This window comes from Microbacterium sp. K24 (assembly GCF_004794465.1).
Taxonomy (GTDB): Bacteria; Actinomycetota; Actinomycetes; order Actinomycetales; family Microbacteriaceae; genus Microbacterium.
In genome coordinates this window covers 91161-115850 of sequence record NZ_SSDJ01000147.1, presented here as the reverse complement: position 1 = coordinate 115850, position 24690 = coordinate 91161, and the positions used below count along the sequence as shown (strand labels likewise).

At 69.6% G+C, this 24690-nt stretch carries 23 protein-coding genes; 11 read left to right on the top strand and 12 right to left on the bottom strand.

The annotated features are described in order from the left end of the window. Window positions 1-16: 16 nt before the first annotated feature. From DW306_RS18855 to DW306_RS18835, 5 genes are all read right to left on the bottom strand, one after another. The gene (locus DW306_RS18855) at window positions 17-1078 is read right to left on the bottom strand and encodes a hypothetical protein (RefSeq protein WP_136057106.1); all 1062 of its coding nucleotides are present in this window, start codon (window positions 1076-1078) and stop codon (window positions 17-19) included. A gap of 26 nt (window positions 1079-1104) precedes the next feature. Further along, a complete protein-coding gene (locus DW306_RS18850; RefSeq protein WP_136057105.1) occupies window positions 1105-2265 on the bottom strand; it encodes an AMP-binding protein in 1161 nt (386 codons plus the stop codon). Window positions 2266-2283: 18 nt separating this feature from the next. Next, entirely contained in the window at window positions 2284-3195 is a 912-nt protein-coding gene (locus DW306_RS18845; RefSeq protein WP_136057104.1) for a 1,4-dihydroxy-2-naphthoyl-CoA synthase, read from the bottom strand. Window positions 3196-3274: 79 nt separating this feature from the next. Then, window positions 3275-4267: a permease prefix domain 1-containing protein gene (locus DW306_RS18840; protein WP_136057103.1), complete on the bottom strand. Its 993-nt coding sequence runs from the start codon at window positions 4265-4267 to the stop codon at window positions 3275-3277. 1 nt (window position 4268) lies between these two features. Then, on the bottom strand, window positions 4269-4601 hold the full coding sequence (locus DW306_RS18835) for a helix-turn-helix transcriptional regulator (protein WP_136057102.1): 333 nt from the start codon (window positions 4599-4601) through the stop codon (window positions 4269-4271). Window positions 4602-4752: 151 nt separating this feature from the next. On the opposite strand from DW306_RS18835, the gene DW306_RS18830 reads away from it, so the two are divergent. Further along, window positions 4753-5730 carry an o-succinylbenzoate synthase gene (locus DW306_RS18830; RefSeq protein ID WP_136057101.1) on the top strand — a complete coding sequence of 326 codons (978 nt, stop codon included), beginning with the start codon at window positions 4753-4755 and terminating at the stop codon, window positions 5728-5730. Window positions 5731-5736: 6 nt separating this feature from the next. On the opposite strand, the gene DW306_RS18825 is transcribed toward DW306_RS18830, so the two are convergent. Next, the gene (locus DW306_RS18825) at window positions 5737-6360 is read right to left on the bottom strand and encodes a TetR/AcrR family transcriptional regulator (RefSeq protein ID WP_136057100.1); all 624 of its coding nucleotides are present in this window, start codon (window positions 6358-6360) and stop codon (window positions 5737-5739) included. Window positions 6361-6489: 129 nt separating this feature from the next. On the opposite strand from DW306_RS18825, the gene DW306_RS18820 reads away from it, so the two are divergent. From DW306_RS18820 to DW306_RS18810, 3 genes are read left to right on the top strand one after another with little or no spacing between them, the layout of a single operon-like run. Next, window positions 6490-9261, top strand: coding sequence for an MMPL family transporter (locus tag DW306_RS18820; protein WP_136057099.1), 2772 nt, complete (start codon window positions 6490-6492; stop codon window positions 9259-9261). Beyond that, entirely contained in the window at window positions 9258-11138 is a 1881-nt protein-coding gene (locus DW306_RS18815) for a YhgE/Pip family protein (protein ID WP_136057098.1), read from the top strand. Before DW306_RS18820 ends, DW306_RS18815 begins: the two co-directional genes overlap by 4 nt. A 30-nt stretch (window positions 11139-11168) precedes the next feature. Further along, the gene (locus tag DW306_RS18810) at window positions 11169-11759 is read left to right on the top strand and encodes a 2'-5' RNA ligase family protein (protein ID WP_240747276.1); all 591 of its coding nucleotides are present in this window, start codon (window positions 11169-11171) and stop codon (window positions 11757-11759) included. Window positions 11760-11773: 14 nt separating this feature from the next. Here DW306_RS18810 and ccsB read toward each other — a convergent pair whose 3' ends face one another. From ccsB to DW306_RS18785, 5 genes are all read right to left on the bottom strand, one after another. Then, the gene (ccsB, locus tag DW306_RS18805; RefSeq protein WP_136057097.1) at window positions 11774-12751 is read right to left on the bottom strand and encodes a c-type cytochrome biogenesis protein CcsB; all 978 of its coding nucleotides are present in this window, start codon (window positions 12749-12751) and stop codon (window positions 11774-11776) included. Between the two features lie 4 nt (window positions 12752-12755). Further along, the gene (locus DW306_RS18800; RefSeq protein ID WP_136057096.1) at window positions 12756-14495 is read right to left on the bottom strand and encodes a cytochrome c biogenesis protein ResB; all 1740 of its coding nucleotides are present in this window, start codon (window positions 14493-14495) and stop codon (window positions 12756-12758) included. Window positions 14496-14514: 19 nt separating this feature from the next. Further along, the gene (locus DW306_RS18795) at window positions 14515-15297 is read right to left on the bottom strand and encodes a cytochrome c biogenesis protein CcdA (RefSeq protein ID WP_168429379.1); all 783 of its coding nucleotides are present in this window, start codon (window positions 15295-15297) and stop codon (window positions 14515-14517) included. Window positions 15298-15313: 16 nt separating this feature from the next. Then, on the bottom strand, window positions 15314-15979 hold the full coding sequence (locus DW306_RS18790; RefSeq protein ID WP_240747275.1) for a TlpA disulfide reductase family protein: 666 nt from the start codon (window positions 15977-15979) through the stop codon (window positions 15314-15316). A gap of 131 nt (window positions 15980-16110) precedes the next feature. Continuing rightward, complete coding sequence (locus DW306_RS18785) at window positions 16111-16740, bottom strand: histidine phosphatase family protein (protein ID WP_136057095.1); 630 nt, start codon at window positions 16738-16740, stop codon at window positions 16111-16113. Window positions 16741-16883: 143 nt separating this feature from the next. On the opposite strand from DW306_RS18785, the gene aspS reads away from it, so the two are divergent. Next, window positions 16884-18659, top strand: a complete 1776-nt coding sequence (aspS, locus tag DW306_RS18780; RefSeq protein WP_136057094.1) for an aspartate--tRNA ligase — start codon at window positions 16884-16886, stop codon at window positions 18657-18659. Window positions 18660-18754: 95 nt separating this feature from the next. Here aspS and DW306_RS18775 read toward each other — a convergent pair whose 3' ends face one another. Next, the gene (locus DW306_RS18775) at window positions 18755-19582 is read right to left on the bottom strand and encodes a TSUP family transporter (protein WP_136057093.1); all 828 of its coding nucleotides are present in this window, start codon (window positions 19580-19582) and stop codon (window positions 18755-18757) included. 25 nt (window positions 19583-19607) lie between these two features. On the opposite strand from DW306_RS18775, the gene DW306_RS18770 reads away from it, so the two are divergent. The 6 genes from DW306_RS18770 to DW306_RS18745 all read left to right on the top strand — a co-directional run bounded on the left by DW306_RS18770 (window position 19608) and on the right by DW306_RS18745 (window position 24607). Further along, entirely contained in the window at window positions 19608-20123 is a 516-nt protein-coding gene (locus DW306_RS18770; RefSeq protein WP_136057092.1) for a GNAT family N-acetyltransferase, read from the top strand. 133 nt (window positions 20124-20256) lie between these two features. Beyond that, window positions 20257-21399 carry an ABC transporter substrate-binding protein gene (locus DW306_RS18765; protein WP_136057091.1) on the top strand — a complete coding sequence of 381 codons (1143 nt, stop codon included), beginning with the start codon at window positions 20257-20259 and terminating at the stop codon, window positions 21397-21399. Continuing rightward, the gene (locus tag DW306_RS18760; protein ID WP_240747274.1) at window positions 21396-22349 is read left to right on the top strand and encodes an ABC transporter permease subunit; all 954 of its coding nucleotides are present in this window, start codon (window positions 21396-21398) and stop codon (window positions 22347-22349) included. The genes DW306_RS18765 and DW306_RS18760 overlap by 4 nt, the downstream gene beginning before the upstream one ends. Continuing rightward, window positions 22337-23140, top strand: coding sequence for an ABC transporter permease subunit (locus DW306_RS18755; RefSeq protein WP_240747273.1), 804 nt, complete (start codon window positions 22337-22339; stop codon window positions 23138-23140). Before DW306_RS18760 ends, DW306_RS18755 begins: the two co-directional genes overlap by 13 nt. Beyond that, a complete protein-coding gene (locus DW306_RS18750; protein ID WP_136057089.1) occupies window positions 23137-24228 on the top strand; it encodes an ABC transporter ATP-binding protein in 1092 nt (363 codons plus the stop codon). The genes DW306_RS18755 and DW306_RS18750 overlap by 4 nt, the downstream gene beginning before the upstream one ends. A gap of 202 nt (window positions 24229-24430) precedes the next feature. Then, window positions 24431-24607, top strand: a complete 177-nt coding sequence (locus DW306_RS18745; RefSeq protein ID WP_136057088.1) for a YegP family protein — start codon at window positions 24431-24433, stop codon at window positions 24605-24607. Window positions 24608-24690 lie beyond the last annotated feature (83 nt).

Here is a 24690-nt window from a genome sequence, read left to right as displayed (position 1 = left end):
AGTCTGGCACCCGCCCTCAACAGGCGAGTTCGGCCGCGACCCGCGCGGCCACCTGCGGCAACGGCGTCGCGGTCGTGTCGATCACGCGCTCCCCCGCACGGACGGGCGTCTCGCGCTGTCGGGACCCCTGAGCCACGACGTCGTCGATCATCCGCTCCACCGCTCCGATCAGGTCGTCCCCCGCGAGCAGCGCGTCGGCACCTGCGGCTCGCCGCACGGCACGGTCGCGACGGGAGTCCTCGTCGGCATCGAGTCGGAGGAAACGAACATCTGCGTCGGGGAAGGCCGCTCGCACCTCCTCCGGGCCGACCTCGAGCGGTGCCACGGCGACGAGCGTCTGCGCTCCCGCGGCGGCGAACGATCGCTGCAGCTCGGCGGCGTTCCGCAGACCGAGCTGCGCGTCCACGTTCCAGGAGAAGCCGAGCTGGGCGACGTCGATGAAGCCTGTGCGCCGCCCCTCTGCCCAGAGCGGGGTCACGACCTCCCAGCCGACACGGGAGGCACCGGCGCATCGTGGTCCGGTGATCCAGACCACGTGCTCGGTCGTATCCGCTTGGGCGACGACGAACGCGGGCACCGGCTCGGCGACGCCACCCTGCCACCGCTCGCGCACGGCTCGCACCGTGGCGTCGACCGAGCTCTCGTCGGTGTCCACCCTCGCCCACGACGGATGCGCCGCAGCCGTCTCGCGGGTGCCGACGGCGAGCACTTCATCCACCTGCTCGTGGGCCCAGCCTCGCGGGGCCAGCCGAGCCCGCCTGGTGGCCTCTCCCGCGGCGAGCCAGAGAGAGACCGTCGGATGACCGTTCCCCTGCGGAGGCAGCGAGGGGTCCGCCACCCCCGAGACGACCAGACGCTCGACGCCGGACTCGGCGTACTGCGCCGCGATCCCTGCGAGAGCTCTCTCCTTCAGACTCCAGCGGTCGGGATCGTCGGCCGGCGCGGGGTAGCACATGCCGAGCTGATCGATGTCGACGAAGGCGACGCGCACGCCGTCGACGGCCATCTGCCGGGCGACCGCCCAGGCCACCGCGCTCTTTCCCACGCCGGGAACTCCGGCCAACCGCAGCACGTCCATCTGCCCCAGTCTGGCAGGAGACGGATTCAGCGGAGTTCGGCGGCCACGCGTCGGATGGCCTCGCGATCCGGCTTTCCCGAGGCGAGCGCATCGAGTTCGTCCACCAGGATCAGGCGGGCGGGCCGCGCGTGAGGGCCGATCTCCTCCGCGACCGCATCGCGCGCATGCTCCAGCTGCTCTCCCTCGCTGCGGCGCAGGACCTCGCCGCGCGCGACGACGATGACCGAGGCCTCGCCCCAGCGCTCATCTTCGACGCCGACCACGACCGCCTGGTGGAGGCCGGGGACCCTCCGCACGATCCGCTCGACGCGGTCGAGGGAGATGTTGATCCCGCCCGACACGATGACATTGTCGGCGCGTCCGTGCACTCGCACGACTCCGTCTTCCACGAGTCCGAGATCGCCGGTGCGGTACCACCGGATGCCGTGGTGGTCACGGATGAACGTCCGCGTGGTCAGCGCGTCGTCGCCCAGGTAGCCCTCGGCGAGCATGGGTCCCGCGATCCGCAGCTCCCCGTCGACCGTGCGCACGATCGCCGTCTCGAGGGGCACGCCGTCGTACACGCAGCCGCCGCTGGTCTCCGTCGATCCGTACGTGCGCACCAGCCGCACGCCGAGGTCCTCCGCACGCTCGCGGAGGGGCTCCGGGAGCGACTGCCCGCCGACGAGGATCGCCCGGTACGTCTGGAGAGCAGCTCGCACAGCCGTGTCGTCGGCGGCACCGAGCAGGGTCGCGACCTGGGCGGGCACGAGCGACGTGTACAGCTCGGGGATACCGGTGCCCGCACCGGCATCCGGACGCAGCATCGCCAGCGTCGCCTCCGCGAACGAGCGCGGCGAGAAGCGGCCGTCGATCACCGCGGGCTCCGTCCCCGCCACGATCGAGCGCACGAGCACCTGCAGTCCCGCGACGTACCCGGCGGGGAGCGCGAGCAGCCAGCGCCCTCGGCCGATCCGCTCCTCGGTCGCCTCCGCGCTCGCGCGCAGCGCCTCGGCGGTCAGGGCGACGCGTTTCGGGACGCCGCTCGAACCCGAAGTCGCGATGACCACGGCGATGCCCTCCGGAACCTCGACGGGGGCGCCGGCCAGCATCCCGAATCCCCGCGCCGACCCGCCGTCGAGGGCATCACGCAGGGCCGCCTGCACCTGCTCCGGATCGTCGGAGTCCGTCGGGATCAGAGGGGTCATGGCGCGGCTTGGAGGGGCTCAGTAGTGCCAGGGGAACGAAGACCAGTCGGGGTCGCGCTTCTCGAGGAACGAGTCGCGTCCCTCGACCGCCTCATCCGTGCCGTAGGCCAGGCGAGTCGCCTCACCCGCGAACACCTGCTGGCCGACCAGCCCGTCGTCGACCGCGTTGAAGGCGAACTTCAGCATGCGGATGGCCGTGGGCGACTTCGTGAGCACGGTGCGCGCCATCTTCAGCGCCTCGCGCTCGAGTTCGGCGTGCGGCACGACACGGTTCACGGCGCCGGCCTCGTAGGCGCGCTGGGCGGAGTACTCCTCGGCGAGGAAGAACACCTCCCGCGCGAACTTCTGCCCGGTCTGGCGGGCCATGTATGCGGAGCCGTAGCCGGCGTCGAAGCTGCCGACGTCGGCATCCGTCTGCTTGAACCGTCCGTGCTCGGCCGAGGCGATCGTCAGATCGCACACGACGTGCAGCGAGTGACCGCCTCCCGCCGCCCAGCCCGGGACCACCGCGATGACCACCTTCGGCATGAACCGGATGAGCCGCTGCACCTCGAGGATGTGCAGGCGTCCGCCACGAGCGGCGTCCTGCACGACCGTCTCGGAGTCGGAGTACTTGTACCCGTCGCGTCCGCGGATGCGCTGATCTCCGCCGGAGCAGAACGCCCATCCGCCGTCCTTGGGACTCGGGCCGTTGCCGGTCAGCAGCACCGCGCCGATGCGCGGGTTCTGGCGGGCGATGTCGAGCGCCCGGTACAGCTCGTCGACCGTGTGCGGACGGAAGGCGTTGCGCACCTCGGGCCGGTGGAACGCGATGCGGGCGACACCGCCGTCGTGCGTGACGTGCGCCGTGATGTCGGTGTAGTCCTCCGCACCGGGCGCGAGCACCCACTCGGCGGGGTCGAACAGGTCGGAGACGAAGGGCGTGGTCACGCCTCCAGCCTATTCCCCGCCTCTGCGGAACGACGGAACGCCGCCTCCCGACGGAGGCGGCGTTCCCCTTCGGATGCGGTCAGCCGCGGCGAGCGCGGGCGGTCTTCAGCCACCCGTCGATGATGTCCCAGACGACGATCCCGGCGGTGACGACCGCGAAGACCGCGGTGACCACCCGGAACACGCCGCCCTGCTCGGCAGCACCGGCGTTCGCGTTCGCCAGGTCTTCGGCGTGGTTCGTCGCCAGGTAGTCCAGGAACTCCGGGTTGACCAGCTGGCCCGTGATGAGCAGGTACAGGGCGGGGATCGCGAAGGCGATGGCCAGCACGGTGTTGACGACGGCGAGCGGGACGGTCCAGCGGCCCACGCGGTAGACGGCGATCGCGAGCGCGAGCTCCGCCAGCATGAAGACGAACAGGGCGGCCATCCACCACGGCCACAGCTCCGGGTTCAGGATCGGCACGGCCACGCCGTCGGCGCGCACGAAACCACGCAGCGCATCCCAGACGATCGCGGCACCCGCGAGCACCAGGAAGACGATCGAGCCGATCATCTCGGACCACCCGGCGCGGGTCTCGTAGTGCTCCGGGAGCTGGTCGACGTTCCACTGTGCTTCCGGCACCGGCACCGTGCGCTCCAGGATGGCGAACACGAGCACGGTCCAGAACCCGAGGTTGACGATCACCTGGATGATGACGACGACGATGGCGCCGATGGTCTCGCCGATCGTGGCGAACTCGAGGATCTTGGCGATCGCGACACCGAAGGCGGCGACGGCAGGAACGATCCACAGCAGGAGCTTGAGCAGTCGCCACCAGACGAGGAAATAACGCGGTCCGATGAGGTGCAGCGGACGGTCGGCGTACCCGGCGGCGAGGATACCGGGGTCGCCGAGCTCGGTGAGCACGGCACGCTCGGCGGCATCCGGGGTGTCCCCCTGTTCGATGCGGGCTTCGATCGCGTCGGCGATCGACGCCTCGAGTTCGGCCCGGACGTCGGCCTGCGCGGTCGCCGGAAGGCTGCGGATGGTGGCGCTGATGTAGCGTTCGGCGAGCGTGTTCGTGGTGGTCATGTCACTTCTCCTCTGAGGTGAGGGATGCGATCGAGGTCGTGAGCGATCGCCATTCGTCGGTGAGGGTGTCGGCCAGGCGGATGCCGGCGTCCGAGGTGCGGTAGAACTTGCGGGGCCGGGCCTCGTCGGTGTTCCACTCGCTCGTGAGGTACTCCTGCTTCTCCAGGCGCCGCAGCAGGGGGTACAGCGTGTTCGCGTCGGTGGCGAAGCCTCGCCGCTCGAGCTCTTCGAGCAGCCCGTAGCCGTAGCCCGCCGTGCGCAGCAGCTGCAGGCAGGCGAGCACGATGGTGCCGCGGCGGAGCTCCTGCAGGTGCGTGTCGAGCGTTTCGTTCATGTCCCACACAGTACTGTGCGTCACACACCATTGTCAATCACACATTGAGGCGACGGGTGCTGCACACTCCAGAGCAATCCGGCGGTCGAATGCATCGCGACCCACCACAACCCGCGCGGGAACGGAGACAGGTGCAGGGCACAATGGGGACATGCTCCCCCCGCTCGCAGACCTGCTCGCCTCCGCCCGCGTCGTCAGTCTTCCGATGCACACCCGCTTCCGTGGCGTCGACACCCGTGAGGCACTCCTGTTCGAGGGGCCGGAGGGCTGGGCCGAGTTCTCCCCCTTCGTGGAGTACGAGGATGCCGAAGCCGCGACCTGGCTCGCCGCCGCCATCGATTTCGGGTGGCAGCCGCAGCCCGCGCCGCTGCGCGAGAGGATCGCGGTCAACGCCACCATCCCCGCCATCGACGCGTCACTCGTGGCAGACGTTCTCGCGCGCTTCGCCGGATGCCGCACGGCGAAGGTGAAGGTGGCCGAACCCGGCCAGACGCTCGACGACGACGTGGCCCGCGTGCGGGCCGTGCGCGAGGCGATGGGTCCGGAAGGACGCATCCGCATCGACGCGAACGGCATGTGGAACGTCGACGAGGCCGAGCACGCGGTGCACGCCCTGAACGAGTTCGACCTCGAGTACGTCGAACAGCCGTGCACGACTGTCGACGAGCTCGCGGATCTGCGTCGACGAGTGAAGTACATGGGCATCCCGGTGGCGGCCGACGAGAGCGTGCGGAAGTCCGACGATCCGCTCGCCGTCGCCCGGGCCGGCGCGGCCGACCTCCTCGTGATCAAGGCCCAGCCCCTGGGCGGGGTCACGCATGCCCTGCAGATCGTGACGGCTGCGGGACTTCCCGTGGTCGTCTCCAGCGCCCTCGACACGGCGATCGGCCTGTCTCAGGGCGCGGCGCTCGCCGCTGCGCTCCCGCACCTGGACTACGACTGCGGCCTCGGCACGGCGTCGCTCTTCCTCGACGACGTCGCCGACCTGCGTCCTGTCGACGGCTCGATCCCGGTCGGCCGGGTGACGCCGGATGCTGCCGCCCTCACGCGTCTGGCTGCCTCCGATGATCGCCGCGACTGGTGGCTCGATCGGCTCACCCGCTGCCACGAGGTGCTCGCGGAGGGGTGACCCGCCTCAGTCCACGATGAGCAGCTGCACCAGGCGGCCGAGCTCTTCGCTGCTGGAATGGCGCAGGCTCTCGTCATCCTGACCGGCCATGGCGCCGCGCACCGTCATGCCTTCCCAGATGATCATGAGCATGCGGGCGGCGACGTCCGCCGGAAGACGCAACCGGAGCAGGCCCGTCTCGACGATGTCCTCGATGATCTGGGCGATGCTCGAGACCATCTCACGCTCCTGCGCCAGGTAGGCGACGCCGAACTGCTCGTCGCGCAGGGCGCGGATGCGGATCTCGCTCATGAGCATCACGCCGAGGCGATCGTCTCCGCCGAGCTCCATGACCTGCTGCACGATGTCGATCGGGTCGCAGCCTTCGGCGAGCGCTCCATCGGCGGTCAGCTCCTCCACCCGGGTGCGCACCGCGTTGACCCGCACCTCGGCCACACTGCCCGCGAGCATGAGGAAGAGCTCGTCCTTGGACTCGAAGTTGGAGTAGAAGGCGCCGCGGGTGAAGCCGGCGCGCTCGCACACCGCTTCGACGGACGCGCCGTCGAGTCCCACCTCGGCGAACACCTGTGCTGCCGCTTCGAGAAGCCGTGCCCGGGTGTTCTCACGGCTGCGGGTCGCGGGTGTCGTCATCGGATCCTCCTGACTCTCACTCTCGCATGATTCACACCCCGCACACAGACTTCCGCGGGCGGGTCACTTTACGATACATCTATGTATTGAATACATCCGTGTATCCAATCGGCACCCTCGGAGGAACGCGTGTCCACTCTTCTGTCGTCGCTCGGCCGCTGGGCCTTCCGGCACCCGTGGCGAGTCCTCGTCTCCTGGCTCCTCGCCCTCGGCATCGCCGGAGCCGGCGCCCTCGTGCTCGGCGCGGGCACCGACAACACCTTCTCCATCCCCGGCACAGAGTCACAGGCAGGTCTCGAGCAGCTCTCGCGCTCGTTCCCCCAGGTGAGCGGCACCAACGCGCAGTTCATCGTGGTGGCGGCCGACGGCGATGACATCACCGACGACGCCTACCGCGCGCCCATCGAGGATGCCGTCGACGAACTCGCCGGAATGGACGACGTCCTGGCCGCCAACTCGCCGTATGACGAGATGGTCAGCGGCATGATCAACGACGACGACACCGCAGCGATCGTCCGCCTGCAGTTCGACGGCCAGTCCACGGATGTCTCGCCCGAGACCAAGGAGGCGCTGCAGGAGGTCGTCGACGATCTCGCCGCCACTCTGCCCGATGGCTCCCAGGCGGTCCTCGGCGGGGACCTCTTCGCCACCTCCATCCCCGGCGTCACCCTCACCGAAGCCGTCGGCCTGCTGATCGCCCTCCTCGTGCTGATCGTGACGTTCCGCTCGTTCGTGGTCGCCGGCCTTCCGCTGCTCACCGCGATCCTCGGCGTCGGCATCTCGATGGCGGGCATCTTCACCGCCACCGCCTTCGCGACCGTCTCGTCGACGACGCCGCTGCTCGCCCTCATGCTCGGCCTCGCCGTCGGCATCGACTACGCCCTGTTCATCATGGCCAGACACCAGGATCAGGTGCGCGAAGGCGTCGATCCCGAGGAGTCGGCCGCACGCGCCGTCGGCACCGCCGGATCGGCCGTGGTGTTCGCCGGAGTCACGGTGCTGATCGCGCTGATCGGCCTCGGCTTCGCCGGCATCCCGTTCCTCACCACCATGGGCATCGCCGCCTCGGCAGCGGTGGCCGTCGCCGTCGCCATCGCCGTGACGCTCACCCCGGCGCTCCTCGGATTCATGAAGGGGAAGGTCGCCGGGCGGGCGCCACGCCCACGCAAGCCCAGAAAGGGCGACCGGGAGCCGAAGGCGCGGGTGAAGGGAAGCACGCGTTGGGCCACCGGCGTCACCAAGCATCCGGTGCTGGTCTCGCTCGCCGTGGTCCTGGGTCTCGGAATCGTGGCCGTCCCCGCCCTGAGCTTGGATCTCGCGCTGCCGAACGCCGGCGTGCTCCCGAAGGACTCCGAGGCCCGGCAGACCTACGACCTCACGGCCGAGGAGTTCGGCCCCGGCTTCAACGGCCCGATGATCCTCACCGGCACGATCGTCACCTCGACCGATCCGCTCGGCCTCATGGAGGATCTCGGGGATGCCGTGGCGAAGGTCGACGGCGTGAAGGAGGTCGCGCTGTCGACGCCCAACGAGACCGCCGACACCGGCATCGTGCAGATCATCCCCGAGACCGCCCCCGACGATCCCGCCACCGCCGACCTCGTGCGCGAGCTCCGGTCGCATCACGACGAGTGGCTCGACGAGTTCGGCATCGACCTCAAGGTCACCGGGTTCACCGCGGTCGGCATCGACATCTCGGATCAGCTCGGAAACGCCCTGCTGCCGTTCGGCATCTTCGTGATCGGTCTCTCGCTCGTGCTCCTCACGATCGTGTTCCGCTCGCTGTGGGTGCCGATCACCGCGGCCCTCGGCTACCTCCTCTCGATCGTCGCAGCCTTCGGCGTCGTGGGCGCCGTGTTCGAGTGGGGCTGGTTCGCCGACCTGCTGCATGTCGCGAAGGTCGGCCCGATCATCAGCTTCATGCCGATCGTGCTGATGGGCGTGCTGTTCGGGCTCGCGATGGACTACCAGGTGTTCCTCGTCTCCCGCATGCGGGAGGACTTCGTGCACGACCCCGACTCGAAGAGCCCGGATCGTGCGACCCGGCGCGCCGCCGCTCTGCGGGCCGTGCGCAGCGGGTTCACCGGCTCGGCGAAGGTCGTCACCGCCGCAGGGCTCATCATGTTCGCGGTGTTCGTCGCGTTCGTGCCCGAGGGCGACTCCTCGCTCAAGCCGATCGCACTCGGACTCGCGGCGGGCATCGCGATCGACGCGTTCCTCGTGCGCATGACGCTGATCCCCGCACTGATGGCGATCCTGGGCGAGCGCGCCTGGGAGATCCCGTCGTGGCTGGAGAAGATCCTCCCCCGTGTCGACATCGAGGGCGAAGCCGTCGAGCGCGAGCGCCACCTGGCGGCATGGCCGGGCGACGGCTCCGTGGTCGCCGCAGACGACCTGCAGATCAGCGCCGATGCCCCCGTCATCGAGCGCCTCTCCCTGCGCATCCCGGAAGGCGGGGCCGTCATCGCGACCGGCAGCGACTCCCGCACGCGACGCGCGCTGGCCCTCACGATCGCCGGTCGCATCGCACCGAGCGACGGACGCCTCCGCGTCGCGAGCCATCTGCTGCCCGGACGGGCCGCGTGGGTGCGGTCGCACGTCGGCTGCGTGCTCGTGGACGATGCGGATGCCGCACTCGCCGACCTCGCGGAAGCCCTACGGGGGACGTCCTCGCTCGTCGTGATCGACGGGCTGGACCGCCTCAGCGGCGGCCGCCGTGATCAGGCGACGGCGATGCTCAGGGATGCCGCGGCATCGCGTCCGCTCGCAATCTTCGCCACGGCCGCCGACGCGGCATCCGCTCGCACCGCTCTCGAAGAAGCCGGATGGCCTGATGCCGAGACTCTCGACACGCGCACACCGCGGCGTAGCACCGCAGAATCCACCGAGGTGACCGCATGACACTCCCCATCGAGCGCGCGCGCTCCCGCAAGCCCGTCACGTGGCTGACGATCCTCGGCATCCTGCTGCTGCCGGCTGCCATCGGCGGCATCCTCGTCGCGGCGCTGAACAACCCGACCGAGCGCCTCGACACCATGACGGCGGCCATCGTCAACCTCGATGAGCCGGTCACCATCGACGACCAGCTCACACCGCTCGGACGGCAGCTGGCGTCCGGTCTCGTCGAGGGTTCCGACGAACTCGACTCGAACCTCACCTGGGTGATCTCCAACGAGGACGACGCCGCCGAAGGGTTGGCCGACGGCACCTACCAGGCCGTCATCACCATCCCGGAGGACTTCTCGGCCGCCGCGACCTCGTCCGGTCAGGCGATCTCCGACGGCGGCGGGAAAGCCGAGAAGGCCACCATCACCGTGACGACCCCTGATGACGGACTCGTCGCCGACGACCTCATCACGAGCCAGATCGCGAACGTCGCCGCGTCGACGATGGGCACGATGCTCACCGAGGCGACGACCGAGAACGTGCTCGTCGGCTTCACCACGATCGGCGACCAGATCGGCGACGCCGCCGACGGCGCGCTCGAGCTGGCGAACGGCGCGCGCAGCGCCGCAGACGGAGCCGCCACGATCCCCGATGGCGCCACAAAGCTCGCGTCGGGGGCGGGACAGCTCGCCACCGGCGCATCGTCGCTCGCGTCCGGCCTCGACACCATCGCCGGCAAGACACGAGAGGCCGCGGCAGGTGCGAGCCAGATCGGCTCGGGCCTGACGAGCGGAGCGGCGGCACTCGAGGCACAGGCACCCGGGGCCGCGGCGCTCGCGTCGGGGACCACGGAGCTGGCAGCGGGCATCAACGCCCTCGCGCAGAGCTGCGATCCGCTCGTCTTCACGGCCGCCTACTGCGACCAGCTCACGGAGCTGGCCGCAGGAGCAACCGCGACGGAAGCCGGCGTCAGCCAGCTCGCGACGCTGCCCGCCGCGATCGCCCCGCAGATGCGCCAGGCCGGAACCGGCGCGACCCAGCTCGCGGGCGGACTCACTCAGCTCGCGAACGAGGGCATCGGCCAGTCCGCTGCCGGAGCGCGTTCCCTCGCCACCGGTGCGACCCAGCTCTCCGGCGGCGCCTCCGACCTCGCCACGGGCACGACCGAGCTCGCCTCCGGGCTCGACACGCTGGCGACCGGCACGGGCGACCTCGCGGGCGGGCTGCGCACGGCATCCGACTCGCTCCCCTCGTTCAGCGACCAGGAATCGACATCCCTCGCCTCGGTGATCGCCGACCCGGTGTCGACGAACGCCTCGACGAACACGATCTTCGGCCCCACCGCGATCCCCCTGCTCACCGCCGTCGTGCTGTGGTTCGGCGGACTCGCGTCGTTCCTCGTCATGCGCGCCCACACCGCCCGCACGCTCACATCGCGGCGCTCGTCCGCCGCTCTCACGCTCCGCGCCTTCGCGCCGGCCGCGCTGATCGGCGCGGCGCAGGGGCTGCTCGTCTCGATCGTGGTGCAGTTCATCGCCAGCTACGAGATCGGAGCGTGGTGGGTGTTCGCCGGCACGGCCGTGCTCGCCGGGGTCGTTTTCGCCGCGGTGAACCAGGCTCTCGTGGCACTGTTCGGCGGTATCGGCCGCTGGGTCGCCGCGCTCGTCGGCGTCATCGCCGTCGCCACCGGGCTCATCTCGACCGTGCCCGACTGGCTCGCCGGTCTCGGCGCCGCCCTTCCGACGGCACCCGCGTTCACGGGGCTGATCGCCGGGAACGGCTCCGCCGTCGCGGCACTTGTCGTCTGGGGCGTGCTGTCGATCGTCGCGACGACGCTGGCCGTGACTCTCCGGCGCACGACGTCGGCGAAGGCCGTGCTCGCGACAGCCTGACTCGCGGCTGCTGCCCCGTAGGCTCACGTCATGCGCCGACCGTTCATGGATGACCCTGCCCAGCTCGCGTCACTGGAAGGGCAGCAGTACCTCGTGCTGCGTCCGACCATCGCAGTCGCGTCGCTGTACCGAGAGGTGCAAGATGCCGCGCTCGCTCGTTTCGGCGGCGACATCCCGCATCCCCGCACCGAGCACGTCACGCTGCGCGGATTCTTCGAACCCGAGCGCCGGGACGAGCTGTCGGCGCTGATCCGCGACTGGGCTGCGCTCCAGCATCCGATCGAGGTGACGGCGGAGGCGGTCGACGTGTTCCCGGCGCCCTGGCAGATCCTCATCGTGCGCATCGCCCGCACACCCGGTCTCGTCTCGGCCTACGCAGCGCTCAGCGAGGCGCTTCAGAGCACGGACTTCCGACGCCTCGACGAGCGCAGCGTCGATGACTGGACCTTCCACCTCTCGGTCGTCTACGGCAAGACCCTCGACCCGGACTCGTGGCAGGAATTCGCCGACGCGTCGCGGACCGAGTTCTCCCTGCAGCCGACCGAGACGATCGCCGAGGCCGAACTCGTGTGGTACCAGGACGGCGCCGAGCACGCAGAGGTCATCCCGCTCGGCCCCTGACAGTTGGCCGCGGGTCAGCTCAGGCCGGAGTAGGCGTGCAGGCCCTTGAAGAACACGTTGACGATGGTGAAGTTGAAGATCACGGCCGAGAAGCCGACGATCGCGAGCCAGGCCGAGGGGTTGCCCCGCCAGCCGCGGGTCGCCCGCGCGTGGATGTACCCGGCGTAGATGACCCAGATCACGAACGTCCAGGTCTCCTTGACGTCGAAGCCCCAGAAGCGGCTCCACGCGTAGTACGCCCAGATCGAGCCGGCGATCAGGGTGAAGGTCCACAGGATGAACCCGATGATCGTGAACCGGTAGGCCATGCTCTCGAGACGCTCTGCGTTCGGGAACGTCCGGAGGAACCCGGGGCCCGTCTTCTCCGCACCCTCGCCGACGAGGCGCTCCCGCCGCGACTGCATGAGCTGAATGACCGAGAGCGCGAAGGCGAGCGCGAAGAACGCGGTGGCGAGAGACGCCACGAACACGTGGATGACGAGCCAGACGCTCTTCAGCGGGTCCATCAGCGGAGAGATCTCGACGTAGAAGTTCGTCGAGGCGAGGCCGAGCAGGATCACGACGAGACCCGTGATGAACGTGCCGAGGAAGCGCAGGTCGATGCGCGTGAGCACCACGAGGAACACCGCCACGATGAGGAGCGTGCCGAGCATCGCGAACTCGTAGAGGTTGGCCCACGGCACACGACCGGCGGCGATGCCGCGGGTCAGTGTCGCCCCCAGGTGGAAGACGAAGGCGAGCACCATGAGCGAGGTGCCGATGCGTGCCATCACGAATCGCTGCGGCTTCGCGTCGCTGCCGGACGACCCCGCGGACGATGCGGTGATCACTCCCCCGCCGGCGCCGACGAGCGCCGGCTCCCGCACGGTCTGCGCTTGTGCCGAGACCTCCGAGCGGCGCGCGAGATCGAAGGCGAAGGCGATGAAGGCCGCCGCGTAGATCGCGATCGCCGTCCACAGCAGGATCGGCGAGATCTCGTTGAGCTCGAGCATGATGTCAGTCTACTTTCGGGGAGTCGGATGCCGGGGTCTGCGGCTCCGCGGACGGATCGGCGTCTTCGGGGATCTCACGGGCTTTCGTGCCACCCGCGGCGTCGAGCAGGCGGCCGTGCCCGGCGACGAGGTCGTCGACCGCGGCGGCGAGGGTCGGGTCCTCGCCTCGGGCGAGCGCGGCGTACTCGAGGTTCACTGCACCCCCGTCGGCGGTCGCCTTCACCCAGACACGACGGCGCGGCACGAACAGGGCGATCATGAGGCCTGCGAGCGCGAGGAGAGCGAAGCCCAGGACGAACGGACCCGAGTCGTCGCGGTGGATCTGCAGCGAGGCGAACCTCTTGACGGACTGCGAGGAGTCGGTCGCTCCGGCGGGAGACTCGTCCTCGAACGTGATCGTGCCGAGCCCGTCGGGAAGTTCGGCCGTCTTGCCGGGGCTCAGCTCGATCGATTCCTTGCCGATCGCCCGGCCGGTCAGCTGGGTGAGGTCGGTGGTGTCGAGCACGTAGACCGATCGCGGGACGCCGTCGTTGACGCCGAGATCGCCCTCGAACACGTCCAGCGTGAGCAGCGGGTTGACGAGGTCGCCATACGCGGAGGCGATCGTGCCGTCGGCGCCCGTCGCGGCCGTCGGATAGAACAGGGCGCGGATGCCGAGCTGCTCCGGCATCCCGTCGGTGATCTTGACGATGCCGAGCGAGAACATGTTGTTGTCCTGCGGCAGGAAGGGGACGCTCCCGGTGAACACGACCTCGTCATCCGCATTGCGCACGGTGATCGTCGGCGCGTAGCCGTTGCCGAGCAGGAAGATGTCGTCGTCGGCGACGGAGAGCGGCTCGTTGACCTTCACGGCGCCGGTGCGCTCATCGCCGTTCTCCTGCACGGTCACGTTCGCCGAGAAGTCGCCGGCCTGGCCGGAGCCGGGCTCGCCGTAGGGCTGATAGGTCACGTCGAACGAATCGAGACGCATCGAGTAGGGGGCCAGGGCGTCGTCGCCCACGAAGCGTCCGCGGTTCATCGAGTCGTAGTCGATGAGGGTGTTCGCGAAGGTCTCGCCCTCGACGATGACGCGCTGACCGGTGTACGAGAATCCGCCGCCGATGCCGACCGTGACGAGCACGCCGACGAGCGCGAGGTGGAAGAGCAGGTTGCCCGTCTCCCGCCAGTAGCCGCGCTCGGCCGACACCGAGAACGTGCGGCCGCGGTCATAGCGCTCGACGCGGTACCCGAGGGCCTTCAGCTGTTTCGTCGCGACATCGATCGAGGCGGATGCCGCAGCCTCGGCATCCGGCGCGTCGCGCACCACGGCGCGAAAGTCCTCCAGCCGCTGCAGACGGGCGGGGGTGCGCGGCGGGCGGGCGCGGAGCGCCTTCGCGTGATGCCGGATGCGCGGGATCACGCAGCCGACGAGCGACGCGAACAGCAGCAGGTATATCGCCGAGAACCACGGCGACAGGTAGACGTCGAACAGCTTCAGCGCGTCGAGCACCGGGAACAGGTCGGGGTTGTCGCGCTGCCACTGCGTCACGCCGTTCGGGTCGGCCATCCGCTGCGGGAAGATCGAGCCGGGGATCGCGGCGATCGCGAGCACGAGCAGCAGGATGAGAGCGGTGCGCATCGAGGTGAGCTGACGCCACCCCCACCGCAGCCAGCCGACGATGCCGAGGCGCGGCTGCGTGATCGAGTCGTCGCCGTCGACATGGTCGGACGGGCGGAGCGGATCGTTGGTGGTGTCGCTTGTCACGGCATCCTGGTTCTCGGTCTCAGAGCGGGAGGAGGACACTGCCCATCACCGCCGTCAGGCGCGACATGATGTCGGTCCAGAGGCCGGTCACCATCAGGATGCCGAGCACGATGAGCAGCACGCCGCCGATGATGTTGACGACGCGGATGTGACGGCGGAGGAACCCGATCGTCTTGGTCGCCCAGCCGAAGCCGAGGGCGACGAGCAGGAACGGGATGCCGAGGCCGAGCGAGTAGGCGAGCCCGAGGAAGCTCGCCCGTGCCGGATCGCCGGCGTTGAACGAGAGCGCGACGATGGCCGTGAGGGTCGGGCCCATGCAGGGAGCCCAGCCGATGCCCAGTGCGACGCCGAGGAGCGGGGCGCCGATGACGCCGTACTTCGAGTCGACGTGGAACCGGAACTCGCGCTGCGCGAAGCCGAAGGCGCCGAGGAACACGAGTCCCATGAGGATGATCACGACGCCGAGGATGCGGGTGATCAGGTCGCCCCACTGCAGCAGGAAGACGCCGAACGTGCCGCTGAGCGCCGTGATGGCGATGAAGACCACGCTGAAGCCGAGGATGAACAGCAGCACCCCGAGCACGAGCCGGGTCCGCGTCGGAGCCTCGACGACCGCGGTCGCCGAGCGAGCGGAGCGAGACGAAACGTCGCCGCGCGGTGCGACCGCTCCTCCGAGGAACCCGAGGTATCCCGGAACCAGCGGCAGCACGCACGGCGACAGGAACGACACCAGTCCCGCGAGCATGGCGACCGGGATGGCGAGCCACAGGCCGCCGGAGCCGATGATCGCGTCGATGTTCACAGCGCCCCCGTGGTGATCACGAGGACTCCGCGAGCGCGTCCTTGACGAGCGTGGAGAGGATCGAGGTGCCGTCGATGGGGCCGATGATGCGGGCGGCGACGCGGCCCTGCTTGTCGAGGACCAGCGTGGTCGGGGTGGCCGAGATCGGGGTGACCTCCGCGAACGCGAGCTTGGCCTGAGCCGTGTCGACGTCGATCAGGCTCGGATAGGTGATGCCGTACTCGTCGGCGAACGCGACCGCCGTGTCGGCCTGGTCACGCGTGTTCACACCGACGAACGAGACGCCCTCGCCCTCGAAGTCCTGCCAGACGCTCTCCAGGTCGGCGGCTTCCACGCGGCAGGGCGCGCATCCGGCGTACCAGAAGTTGATGACCGTGACCTGGCCCGCGAGATCCTTGCTGTCGAGCTTGTCGCCGGACTCGGTGACGCCGCCGAAGTCCACCGGCTCCCCGCGTTCGGCCGCCGGGATCTCGGTGATCGCTCCGTCGGCCGCGACGTAGCCGGTGTTCTCCCCGCTGAGGAAGGACTCGCTGACGGGATCGGGAGCGCAGGCGCTCAGACCGATGGCGAACACCGCGGCGAGCGCGGCTCCGACCGCGCGGCGCGGAAGCCTGCTGCGGGAGGGGCGGCCGCTGCGGATCGACCCTTCGTCGGGCTCAGGGACCGAGTTCGCGAGTGGCACGATTCCCAGTTTACGTGCGGGTTCCTATGCATGGGGTGGACGGAGCTGCCGGTCGACCTTCGTTTTCGAATCGCGCGAATGGTCGCCTCCGGGGCCGAAAAGGGGCCATTCGCGCGATTCGAAAGCAGTCGTCAGACGGCCCCGACGTCGACCGCACTCCCGGTCGCGGCGGGCTCGACGTACGCCACCTCGCGCCACACGTCGCCGACGCGCTCGAACGATGTCACGCTCGACAGCGCGCACCGGCGGGTGCGGGGATCATGGCGGAGCGGAAGACCCGCCACGCGCAGGTGGGTGATCCAGATCGGCGCCTGGTGCGAGACCATCACGACGTCGCCGCCGCCCGCGGCATCCCACGCCTCGTCCATGATGCCCAGCATCCGCTCGGCGATCGACGCGTACGGCTCTCCCCAGCTCGGAGTCGCTGGCTGACGCAGGTGCCACCAATTGAGCGGATTCATCAGAGAGCGGCGCATCTGCGTGCCCTCGAACACGTTGGTGGGCTCGATCAGACGGATGTCGATGTCCGGCACCTGATCGAACCTCTCAGCGAACGGCTCGGCGGACTCCTGCGCGCGCTCGAGCGGCGACGAGTACAGCTCCACGACCGGGCGCTCCAGTGCCGCGACATGATCGGCCGCGGCCTGCGCCATCGCGCGCCCGGCCTTGCTCAGGTGATAGTCGGGAAGCCGTCCGTAGAGCACACGGCGCGGGTTGTGCACCTCTCCGTGCCGGACGAGGTGCAGTCGCGTCGCCGTCACGCGTCGGAATCCATGGGCGCCTCTTTCTGTCGTGGCGATCCTACTGATGATCGGTGTCGGGTCGGGGAACGACGCCGGGGACGCACCGCCCGCCCACGTAGACTGGGCGGGTTCACCATTCCCCAGATCAGAAGGAATCCTCCGTGCTTCGCACCCACTCGGCAGGCTCGCTGCGAGCCGAGCACATCGGTCAGACCGTCACCCTCACGGGTTGGGTCGATCGCCGTCGTGACCACGGAGGAGTCGCTTTCATCGACCTGCGGGATGCGTCGGGCATCGCCCAGGTCGTGATCCGCGACGAGGAGATCGCCCACCCGCTGCGCAACGAGTTCGTGCTCAAGGTCACCGGCGAGGTCTCGCAGCGCCCCGAGGGCAACGCGAACCCGAACCTGCCGACTGGCGAGATCGAGCTCATCGCGAGCGACGTCGAGGTGCTGAACGAGTCCGCTCCCCTGCCGTTCCAGGTGTCGACCGCACTCGCCGATACCGAGACCGTGGGTGAAGAGGCGCGCCTCAAGTACCGCTACCTCGACCTGCGGCGTCCGGCCCAGGCCTCGAACCTGCGCCTGCGCTCGAACGTGTACAAGGCGATCCGCGACGTGCTGCACGCCGAGGACTTCACCGAGGTCGAGACGCCCACGCTGACGCGCTCCACTCCGGAGGGCGCCCGCGACTTCCTCGTGCCCGCGCGCCTGAGCCCCGGCAGCTGGTACGCCCTGCCGCAGTCTCCGCAGCTGTTCAAGCAGCTGCTCATGGTCGGCGGCGTCGAGAAGTACTTCCAGATCGCGCGCTGCTACCGCGATGAGGACTTCCGTGCCGACCGGCAGCCCGAGTTCACGCAGCTCGACATCGAGATGAGCTTCGTCGACCAGGAAGACGTCATCGCGCTGATGGAGTCGCTGGTCGTGGCGATGTGGAAGACGATCGGCGTCGAGGTCTCGACTCCGCTCCCGCGTCTGACCTACGCCGATGCGATGGCGAAGTACGGCTCCGACAAGCCCGACCTGCGGTTCGGTCTCGAGCTGGTCGAGGCGACCGAGTACTTCCAGGACACGCCCTTCCGTGTCTTCCAGGCCGAGTACGTCGGCGCGGTGCGGATGCCGGGCGGCGCGAGTCAGCCCCGCAAGCAGCTCGACGCCTGGCAGGACTGGGCCAAGCAGCGCGGCGCCCGCGGGCTCGCCTACGTGCTCTTCAACGAGGACGGCTCGCTCGGCGGCCCGGCCGCGAAGAACCTGTCCGAGGCCGAGCAGGCGGGGCTCGCCGCCTTCGTCGGCGCCGAGCCCGGCGACTGCGTGTTCTTCGCCGCCGGTTCCACGAAGGAGAGCCGTGCGCTGCTCGGTGCGGCCCGCGTCGAGATCGGACGCCGCCTCGGCCTCCTGAACCCCGACGAGTTCGCCTTCACCTGGGTCGTCGACGCTCCGATGTTCGAGCCGGCGGCGGATGCCGTGGCATCCGGTGACGTCGCCGTCGGCGCCGGCGCCTGGACGGCCGTGCACCACGCGTTCACCGGTCCGAAGCCCGAGTTCGCCGACACGTTCGACACCGACCCCGGTTCGGCCCTGGCCTACGCGTACGACATCGTGTGCAACGGCTCGGAGCTCGGCGGCGGCTCGATCCGCATCCACCGCGAAGACGTGCAGAAGCGCGTGTTCGAGGTCATGGGCATCAGCGACGAGCAGGCCGACGAGCAGTTCGGCTTCCTGCTGGACGCGTTCAAGTTCGGCGCCCCGCCGCACGGCGGGATCGCGCTCGGCATGGACCGCGTGCTGCAGCACCTGTCGAAGACCGAGTCGATCCGCGAGGTCATCGCGTTCCCGAAGTCGGGCAACGGCTTCGACCCGCTGACCGCGGCCCCTGCGCCGATCACCGCCGCACAGCGCGCCGAGGCCGGCGTCGACTTCGAGCCCGAAGACGACTGACCCCCGCCGAGACCCCGCTTTACCGCCGAGACCCCGTGCTGCAGACGTCTGCAGCACGGGGTCTCGGCGCGTACCCGGGGTCTCGCGGTCGTGGCTCAGGCGATCGCGGCGAGCGCCGGTGCGATGTTCTCGTTCCACACATCGACGCCGAGTTTCGCGATCAGACCGATCACGACCACGAGGAACACCACGCGGATGAAGGTCGTACCTCGGGCGATCGCCATCCGTGACCCGAGGTAGCTGCCGCCGACGTTCGCGATCGCGAGGATGGCACCCAGCAGCCAGAGCACCGAGCCGTGCGGGATGAACAGCAGCAGCGCGCCGAGGTTCGTGGCGAGGTTGACGATCTTGGCCTTCGCGCTCGCCTGCAGGAAGTCGTAGCCGAGCAGCGCCACGAGCGTGATCACGAGGAAGGTGCCTGTGCCCGGCCCGATCATGCCGTCGTAGAAGCCGATCGCGAGCCCGGCGGCGCCCGCCATGATGTGGTGCTTGTGCCCCTGGAAGCGCAGCCGGGTCGCCGCGCCCATCTGCGGCTTGAACGCCGTGAAGAGCGCGACGGCCAGCAGCGCCACCACGATGATCGGCTTGAACGCGGCGGGCGGCAGGATGGTCGCGACGGCCGCGCCGCCGAAGGATCCGGCGAGCGCGATCACCGCCATGGGGATCGCCGTGCGGATGTCGGGCTTCGCACGTCGGTAGTAGGTGACGCTGCTCGTCGCGGTGCCGAAGACCGAGGCGAGCTTGTTGGTCGCGAGCGCCTGGATGGGCGCGATGCCCGGGATCAGCAGGAGTGCCGGGAGCTGCAGCAGTCCGCCGCCGCCCACGACGGCATCGATCCAGCCGGCCGCGAAGGCCGCCACGACGATGAGGATCAGCATCCCCCAGGTGAGCTGTTCGAGCCCGAGGAGCGCGCCGATGTCCATCCCCTCAGGATGTCAGACTGGACGCATGCTCGACGCCCTCGCCCTGCCCCATCCGATCGAATCCCGGGCCGGAACGGCACAGTTGCGTCGGGCGACGATCGACGACACGGATGCCGTCATCGCCCTGCTCGCCGACGACCCGATCAGCGCGGCCCGTGGCGACGTCGCATCCGACGAAGACCGCCCCGCCTACAGGGCAGGACTCGTCGAGATCCTCGCCGACGCCTCGAACGATCTGCTCGTGGTCGAGCTCGGCGACGAGATCGTCGGCACGCTGCAGCTCACGTCGATTCCCGGTATGGCCCGGCGCGGCGCCCGTCGCCTGCTGGTCGAGGCCGTCCGGGTGCGCAGCGATCTGCGCTCCTCCGGCATCGGATCGGGGATCATGCGCTGGGTCTCGGACACCGCCGCCCCCGCCCTCGGCGCCGCCATGGTGCAGCTCACCTCGGACGCGAGCCGCATCGACGCGCACCGCTTCTACGAGCGCCTCGGCTACGTCGGCTCCCACAAGGGCTTCAAGTACACGGTTCCGCAGGGCTGAGCGCCACCGGCATCCGGATCCGCCACGACCCGGCCACCTGGCGTTCACCGTCGCCGGCACAATCGGCAACCTCGCACCCATAGTGTCCTCTCGCACCCGAACCGGCGATCGCCGGTCACCCGAGAGGAAACACATGGCTCGCAACATCCGCCGCGCGCGCATCGGCGCCGGCATCGCCCTGGCCACCACGGCCGTACTCGCGCTCACCGCCTGCTCCGGCGCGGCCGACGCCACGGCCGGCGGCGGCGACTCCGACGTCGACGCGGCATCCGCGACGTCCGTCGCCGACTTCGGCACGTTCGCCGACCTCGAGGCCGCAGCCAAGGCCGAAGGCCAGCTCAACGTCATCGCCCTCCCCCGCGACTGGGCGAACTACGGCGAGATCCTCGACCTCTTCGCCGAGAAGTACCCCGAGATCACGATCAACGAGGCCTCGCCCGACGTCTCCAGCGCCGAGGAGATCCAGGCCGCCGAGACGAACCAGGGACTCGACACCGCTCCTGACGTGTTCGACCTCGGCCTCACGGTCGCGCTGCAGAACACCGACGTCTTCGCTCCGTACAAGGTCGAGACCTGGGACGACATCCCCGACGAACTCAAGGAGTCGACGGGCCTGTTCGTCGGCGACTACGGCGGGTACATGTCGATCGGCTACGACTCGTCGAAGTTCGACGCCCCCGAGTCGCTCGACGATCTGAAGAGCGCCGACTACAAGGGCGCGGTCGCGATCAACGGCGACCCGACGCAGGCGGGTGCGGCGTTCGCTGCCGTGGGTCTCGCGACCGTCCAGTCCGACGGCACGCTCGACGACTTCCAGCCCGGCATCGACTTCTTCTCCGAGCTGCAGAAGGCCGGCAACCTGCTCAAGGTCGACGTCACGACCGCGACCGTCGCGAGCGGCGAGACCCCGGTCGTCTTCGACTGGGACTACCTGAACGCGTCGCACGTGGCCGATAACGAGAACTGGAAGGTCGTCGTGCTCGACGGCACCGGTTACGCCGGCTACTACAACCAGGCGATCAACAAGGATGCGCCGAACCCGGCCGCCGCGCGCCTGTGGCAGGAGTTCCTCTACAGCGACGAGGTGCAGAACCTGTGGCTCAAGGGCGGCGCACGCCCGGCACGCATGGAGGCCATGACGGATGCCGGCACGATCGACGGCGACCTCGCTGCTGCCCTTCCCGAGGTGCCGTCCGAGACGGTCGTCCCGACCGAGGAGCAGTCCGCGAACGCCGGCACGCTGCTCGGCGAGAAGTGGGCAGCGGCCGTCCAGTGACGACTCTCACCCCCGCGGGGACGGATGCTGCGGCATCCGTCCCCGCGACCACCACTCGGGAGACGGGCACCGGGCCTTCGCGCGATGCGGGGGCCCGGCGGTCCGCGCCGTCGTGGGCCTGGCTGGGCCTCGTGCCCTTCGCGGCCTACGTCGTGCTGTTCCTCGCGGTGCCGACGGTCCTCGCGATCGGCTCGGGCTTCTTCGCCGACGACGGCAGCTTCACCTGGACCAACGTGTCGGCGCTCGGCGACCCGGTGGTCCTGCAGACGTTCGCGAACTCCGCGGGCCTTTCGCTCTTCACCGCCGTCGTCGGCGCCCTGGTCGGCGCCCTCGTCTGCTATGCACTTCTCGGCATGGACCCCGAGGGCGCCGTGCGCTCGATGGTGGATGCCGCGTCCGGTGTGCTCGCCCAGTTCGGCGGCGTCATGCTCGCGTTCGCCTTCATCGCGACGATCGGCATCCAGGGCGTCCTCAAGCTCTTCCTCCAGGACTCCTTCGGCCTCGACATCTACGCGAACGGCACCTGGCTCTACGAGCTGCCCGGCCTGATCCTGCCCTACATCTACTTCCAGATCCCGCTCATGGTCATCACCTTCATGCCTGCCCTGGCCGCGCTCAAGCCGCAGTGGTCCGAGGCCAACCTCACGCTCGGCGGCACCCGCGCGAGCTTCTGGCTGCGCATCGGCATCCCCGTGCTCGCCCCTTCGTTCCTCGCCAGCCTGCTGCTGCTCTTCGCGAACGCGTTCTCGTCCTACGCGACGGCGGCCGCTCTCGCCAGCCAGGGCTCGCAGATCGTGCCGCTGCAGATCCGCACGGCGCTCACCAGCGAGACGGTCCTCGGCCGCGAGAACCTCGCAGGAGCGTTGGCGCTCGGCATGATCGTCATCGTCGGAATCGTCATGGCGCTGTATTCCCTCATCCAGCGCCGAGCAGCGCGGTGGCAGTCGTGAACCGTCTCGGTCCGTCTCTCGCGACCCGCTGGATCATCGGCACCCTGGTCGGCGCGTTCTTCGCGATCCCGCTGGTGTCGACGTTCCTCTTCACGCTGCGCGATCCGGCCGGCGGGATGTCGCTCACGCACTGGACGGCTCTGTTCGACCCCGCAGCATCCGCCGCCATCAAGCCGATCTGGACGGGACTCGGCAACTCGCTGATCCTCGCCGTCGTCACCGTCGTGATCGTGCTCTTCCTGCTCGCGCCCACGATGATCCTGGTGAACCTGCGGTTCCCGAAGCTCACGTCGGCCTTCGAGTTCGCGGTGCTGCTGCCGATCTCGATCCCCGCGATCGTGCTCGTCGTCGGCCTCGCACCGATCTACCTGCAGATCGGCCGCACGCTCGGCACCGGGACCTGGACTCTCGCCTTCGCCTACGGCATCACCGTGCTGCCGTTCGCTTTCCGCTCGATCCAGGCGTCGATCGATGCGGCCGATCTCAAGACGCTCGCCGAGGCCGCCCGCTCCCTCGGGGCGAGCTGGCCGACCGTCGTGCTGAAGGTGCTCGCGCCGAACATCCGCCAGGGGCTGCTCGCGGCATCCCTCATCTCCATCGCGGTGGTGCTCGGCGAGTTCACGATCGCCTCGCTCCTGAACCGCCAGGTGTTCCAGACGGCCATGGTGGTCGTCCAGAAGCAGGACCCGTACGCTCCGGCGATCTTCACCCTGCTGGCGCTCGTGTTCGTCTTCCTCCTGCTCCTCGTCATCGGCCGCGTCGCCCGCGGCACCGGAAAGGCCCGCTCATGACCCTCGACCACGCCCTCCCTCGTACCAAGGACAACGTGCTGCTCGCCGAGGCCGGCGAAGGCACCCGCGTCGAGCTGCAGGGCATCGTGAAGAGCTATGCCGGCAACCGCGTGCTGAACGGCGTCGATCTCGACATCGCGCCCGGGGAGTTCGTGTCACTCCTCGGTCCGTCCGGCTGCGGCAAGACGACGCTCCTGCGGGTGCTCGCCGGGCTCGAGGGCGCCGACGCGGGAACCGTGCTGCTCGGCGGCGGCGACGTGTCGCGCGTGCCGACGAACAAGCGCGACGTCGGCATGGTGTTCCAGTCGTATTCGCTGTTCCCGCACCTGCGCGTGATCGACAACACGGCGTTCGGTCTGCGACGACGCGGAGCAGGAAAGGCGGATGCGGCGAAGCGCTCGCTCGACGCGCTCGCGCTCGTCGGGCTCGCGGACTTCGCCGACCGCTTCCCGCACCAGCTCTCGGGCGGCCAGCAGCAGCGCGTCGCCCTCGCACGCGCACTCGTCACCGAGCCCAAGGTGCTGCTGCTCGACGAGCCGCTGTCGGCACTCGACGCGAAGGTGCGCGTGCAGCTGCGCGACGAGATCCGCCGCATCCAGCTGCGCCTGGGCATCACCACCGTCTTCGTCACGCACGATCAGGAGGAGGCCCTCGCCGTCTCCGACCGGATCGCGGTGATGAATTCGGGGCGCATCGAGCAGATCGGCTCGCCCGAGCAGCTCTACACGACCCCCTCGACCGCGGGTGTCGCGGCGTTCGTCGGACTGTCGAGCGTCGTCTCGGGCGTCGCCGAGGGTGATCACGTGACGGTGTGGGGGCAGGCGCTTCCGCTGCAGACGCCCGCCGACGGCCCGGTCGACGTGTACCTGCGGCCGGAGAACGTGTTCTTCGCGTCGGAAGCGGATGCCGCGACCGACGCGCTCGTGGAGGAGAGCACATTCCTCGGCAGCATGCGGCGCACGCTCGTGCGCACCGAGGCGGGAGAGCTCGTCCGGGTGCAGCACTCCCCCGGCATCCACCCCGCCTTCGGCGACCGCGTGCGCATCGCGGTCGCTCCCGAGCCCGTGGCCGTGCACCCGCGCGGCTGAAATCACCGGCCGCTCCTCGCTTCCGGTCGCAGTTCCCGCTGCCCGGCTCCGTTCCGGTCGCAATACATGCCGCCCGGCGACGCTGTCGGCGGCAGTTTCTGCGACCGGCGTGGACTCGCGCGACCCTTCCCTCCGATAGAGGGGTGGGGATAGCGTGATCGCGAGCGGTCGAACCTCCGACCCGACAGAGAAAGGACGCCTCATGGCAGGCACGTTCGAGCTGTACACCGATAAGTCCGGCGAGTACCGGTTCAACCTGAAGGCGAGCAACGGCGAGGTCATCGCGAGCGGCGAGGGCTACTCCTCGAAGTCCGCCGCTCTCGCCGGGATCGAGTCGGTGCGCCGCAACGCCGCGGACGCCGAGGTCGTCGAGCGCTGATCCCGACACCCCCAATTATCGCCGAGACCCCCTGCTGCGGACGCCTGCAGCAGGGGGTCTCGGCGCGAAAGCGGGGTCTCAGC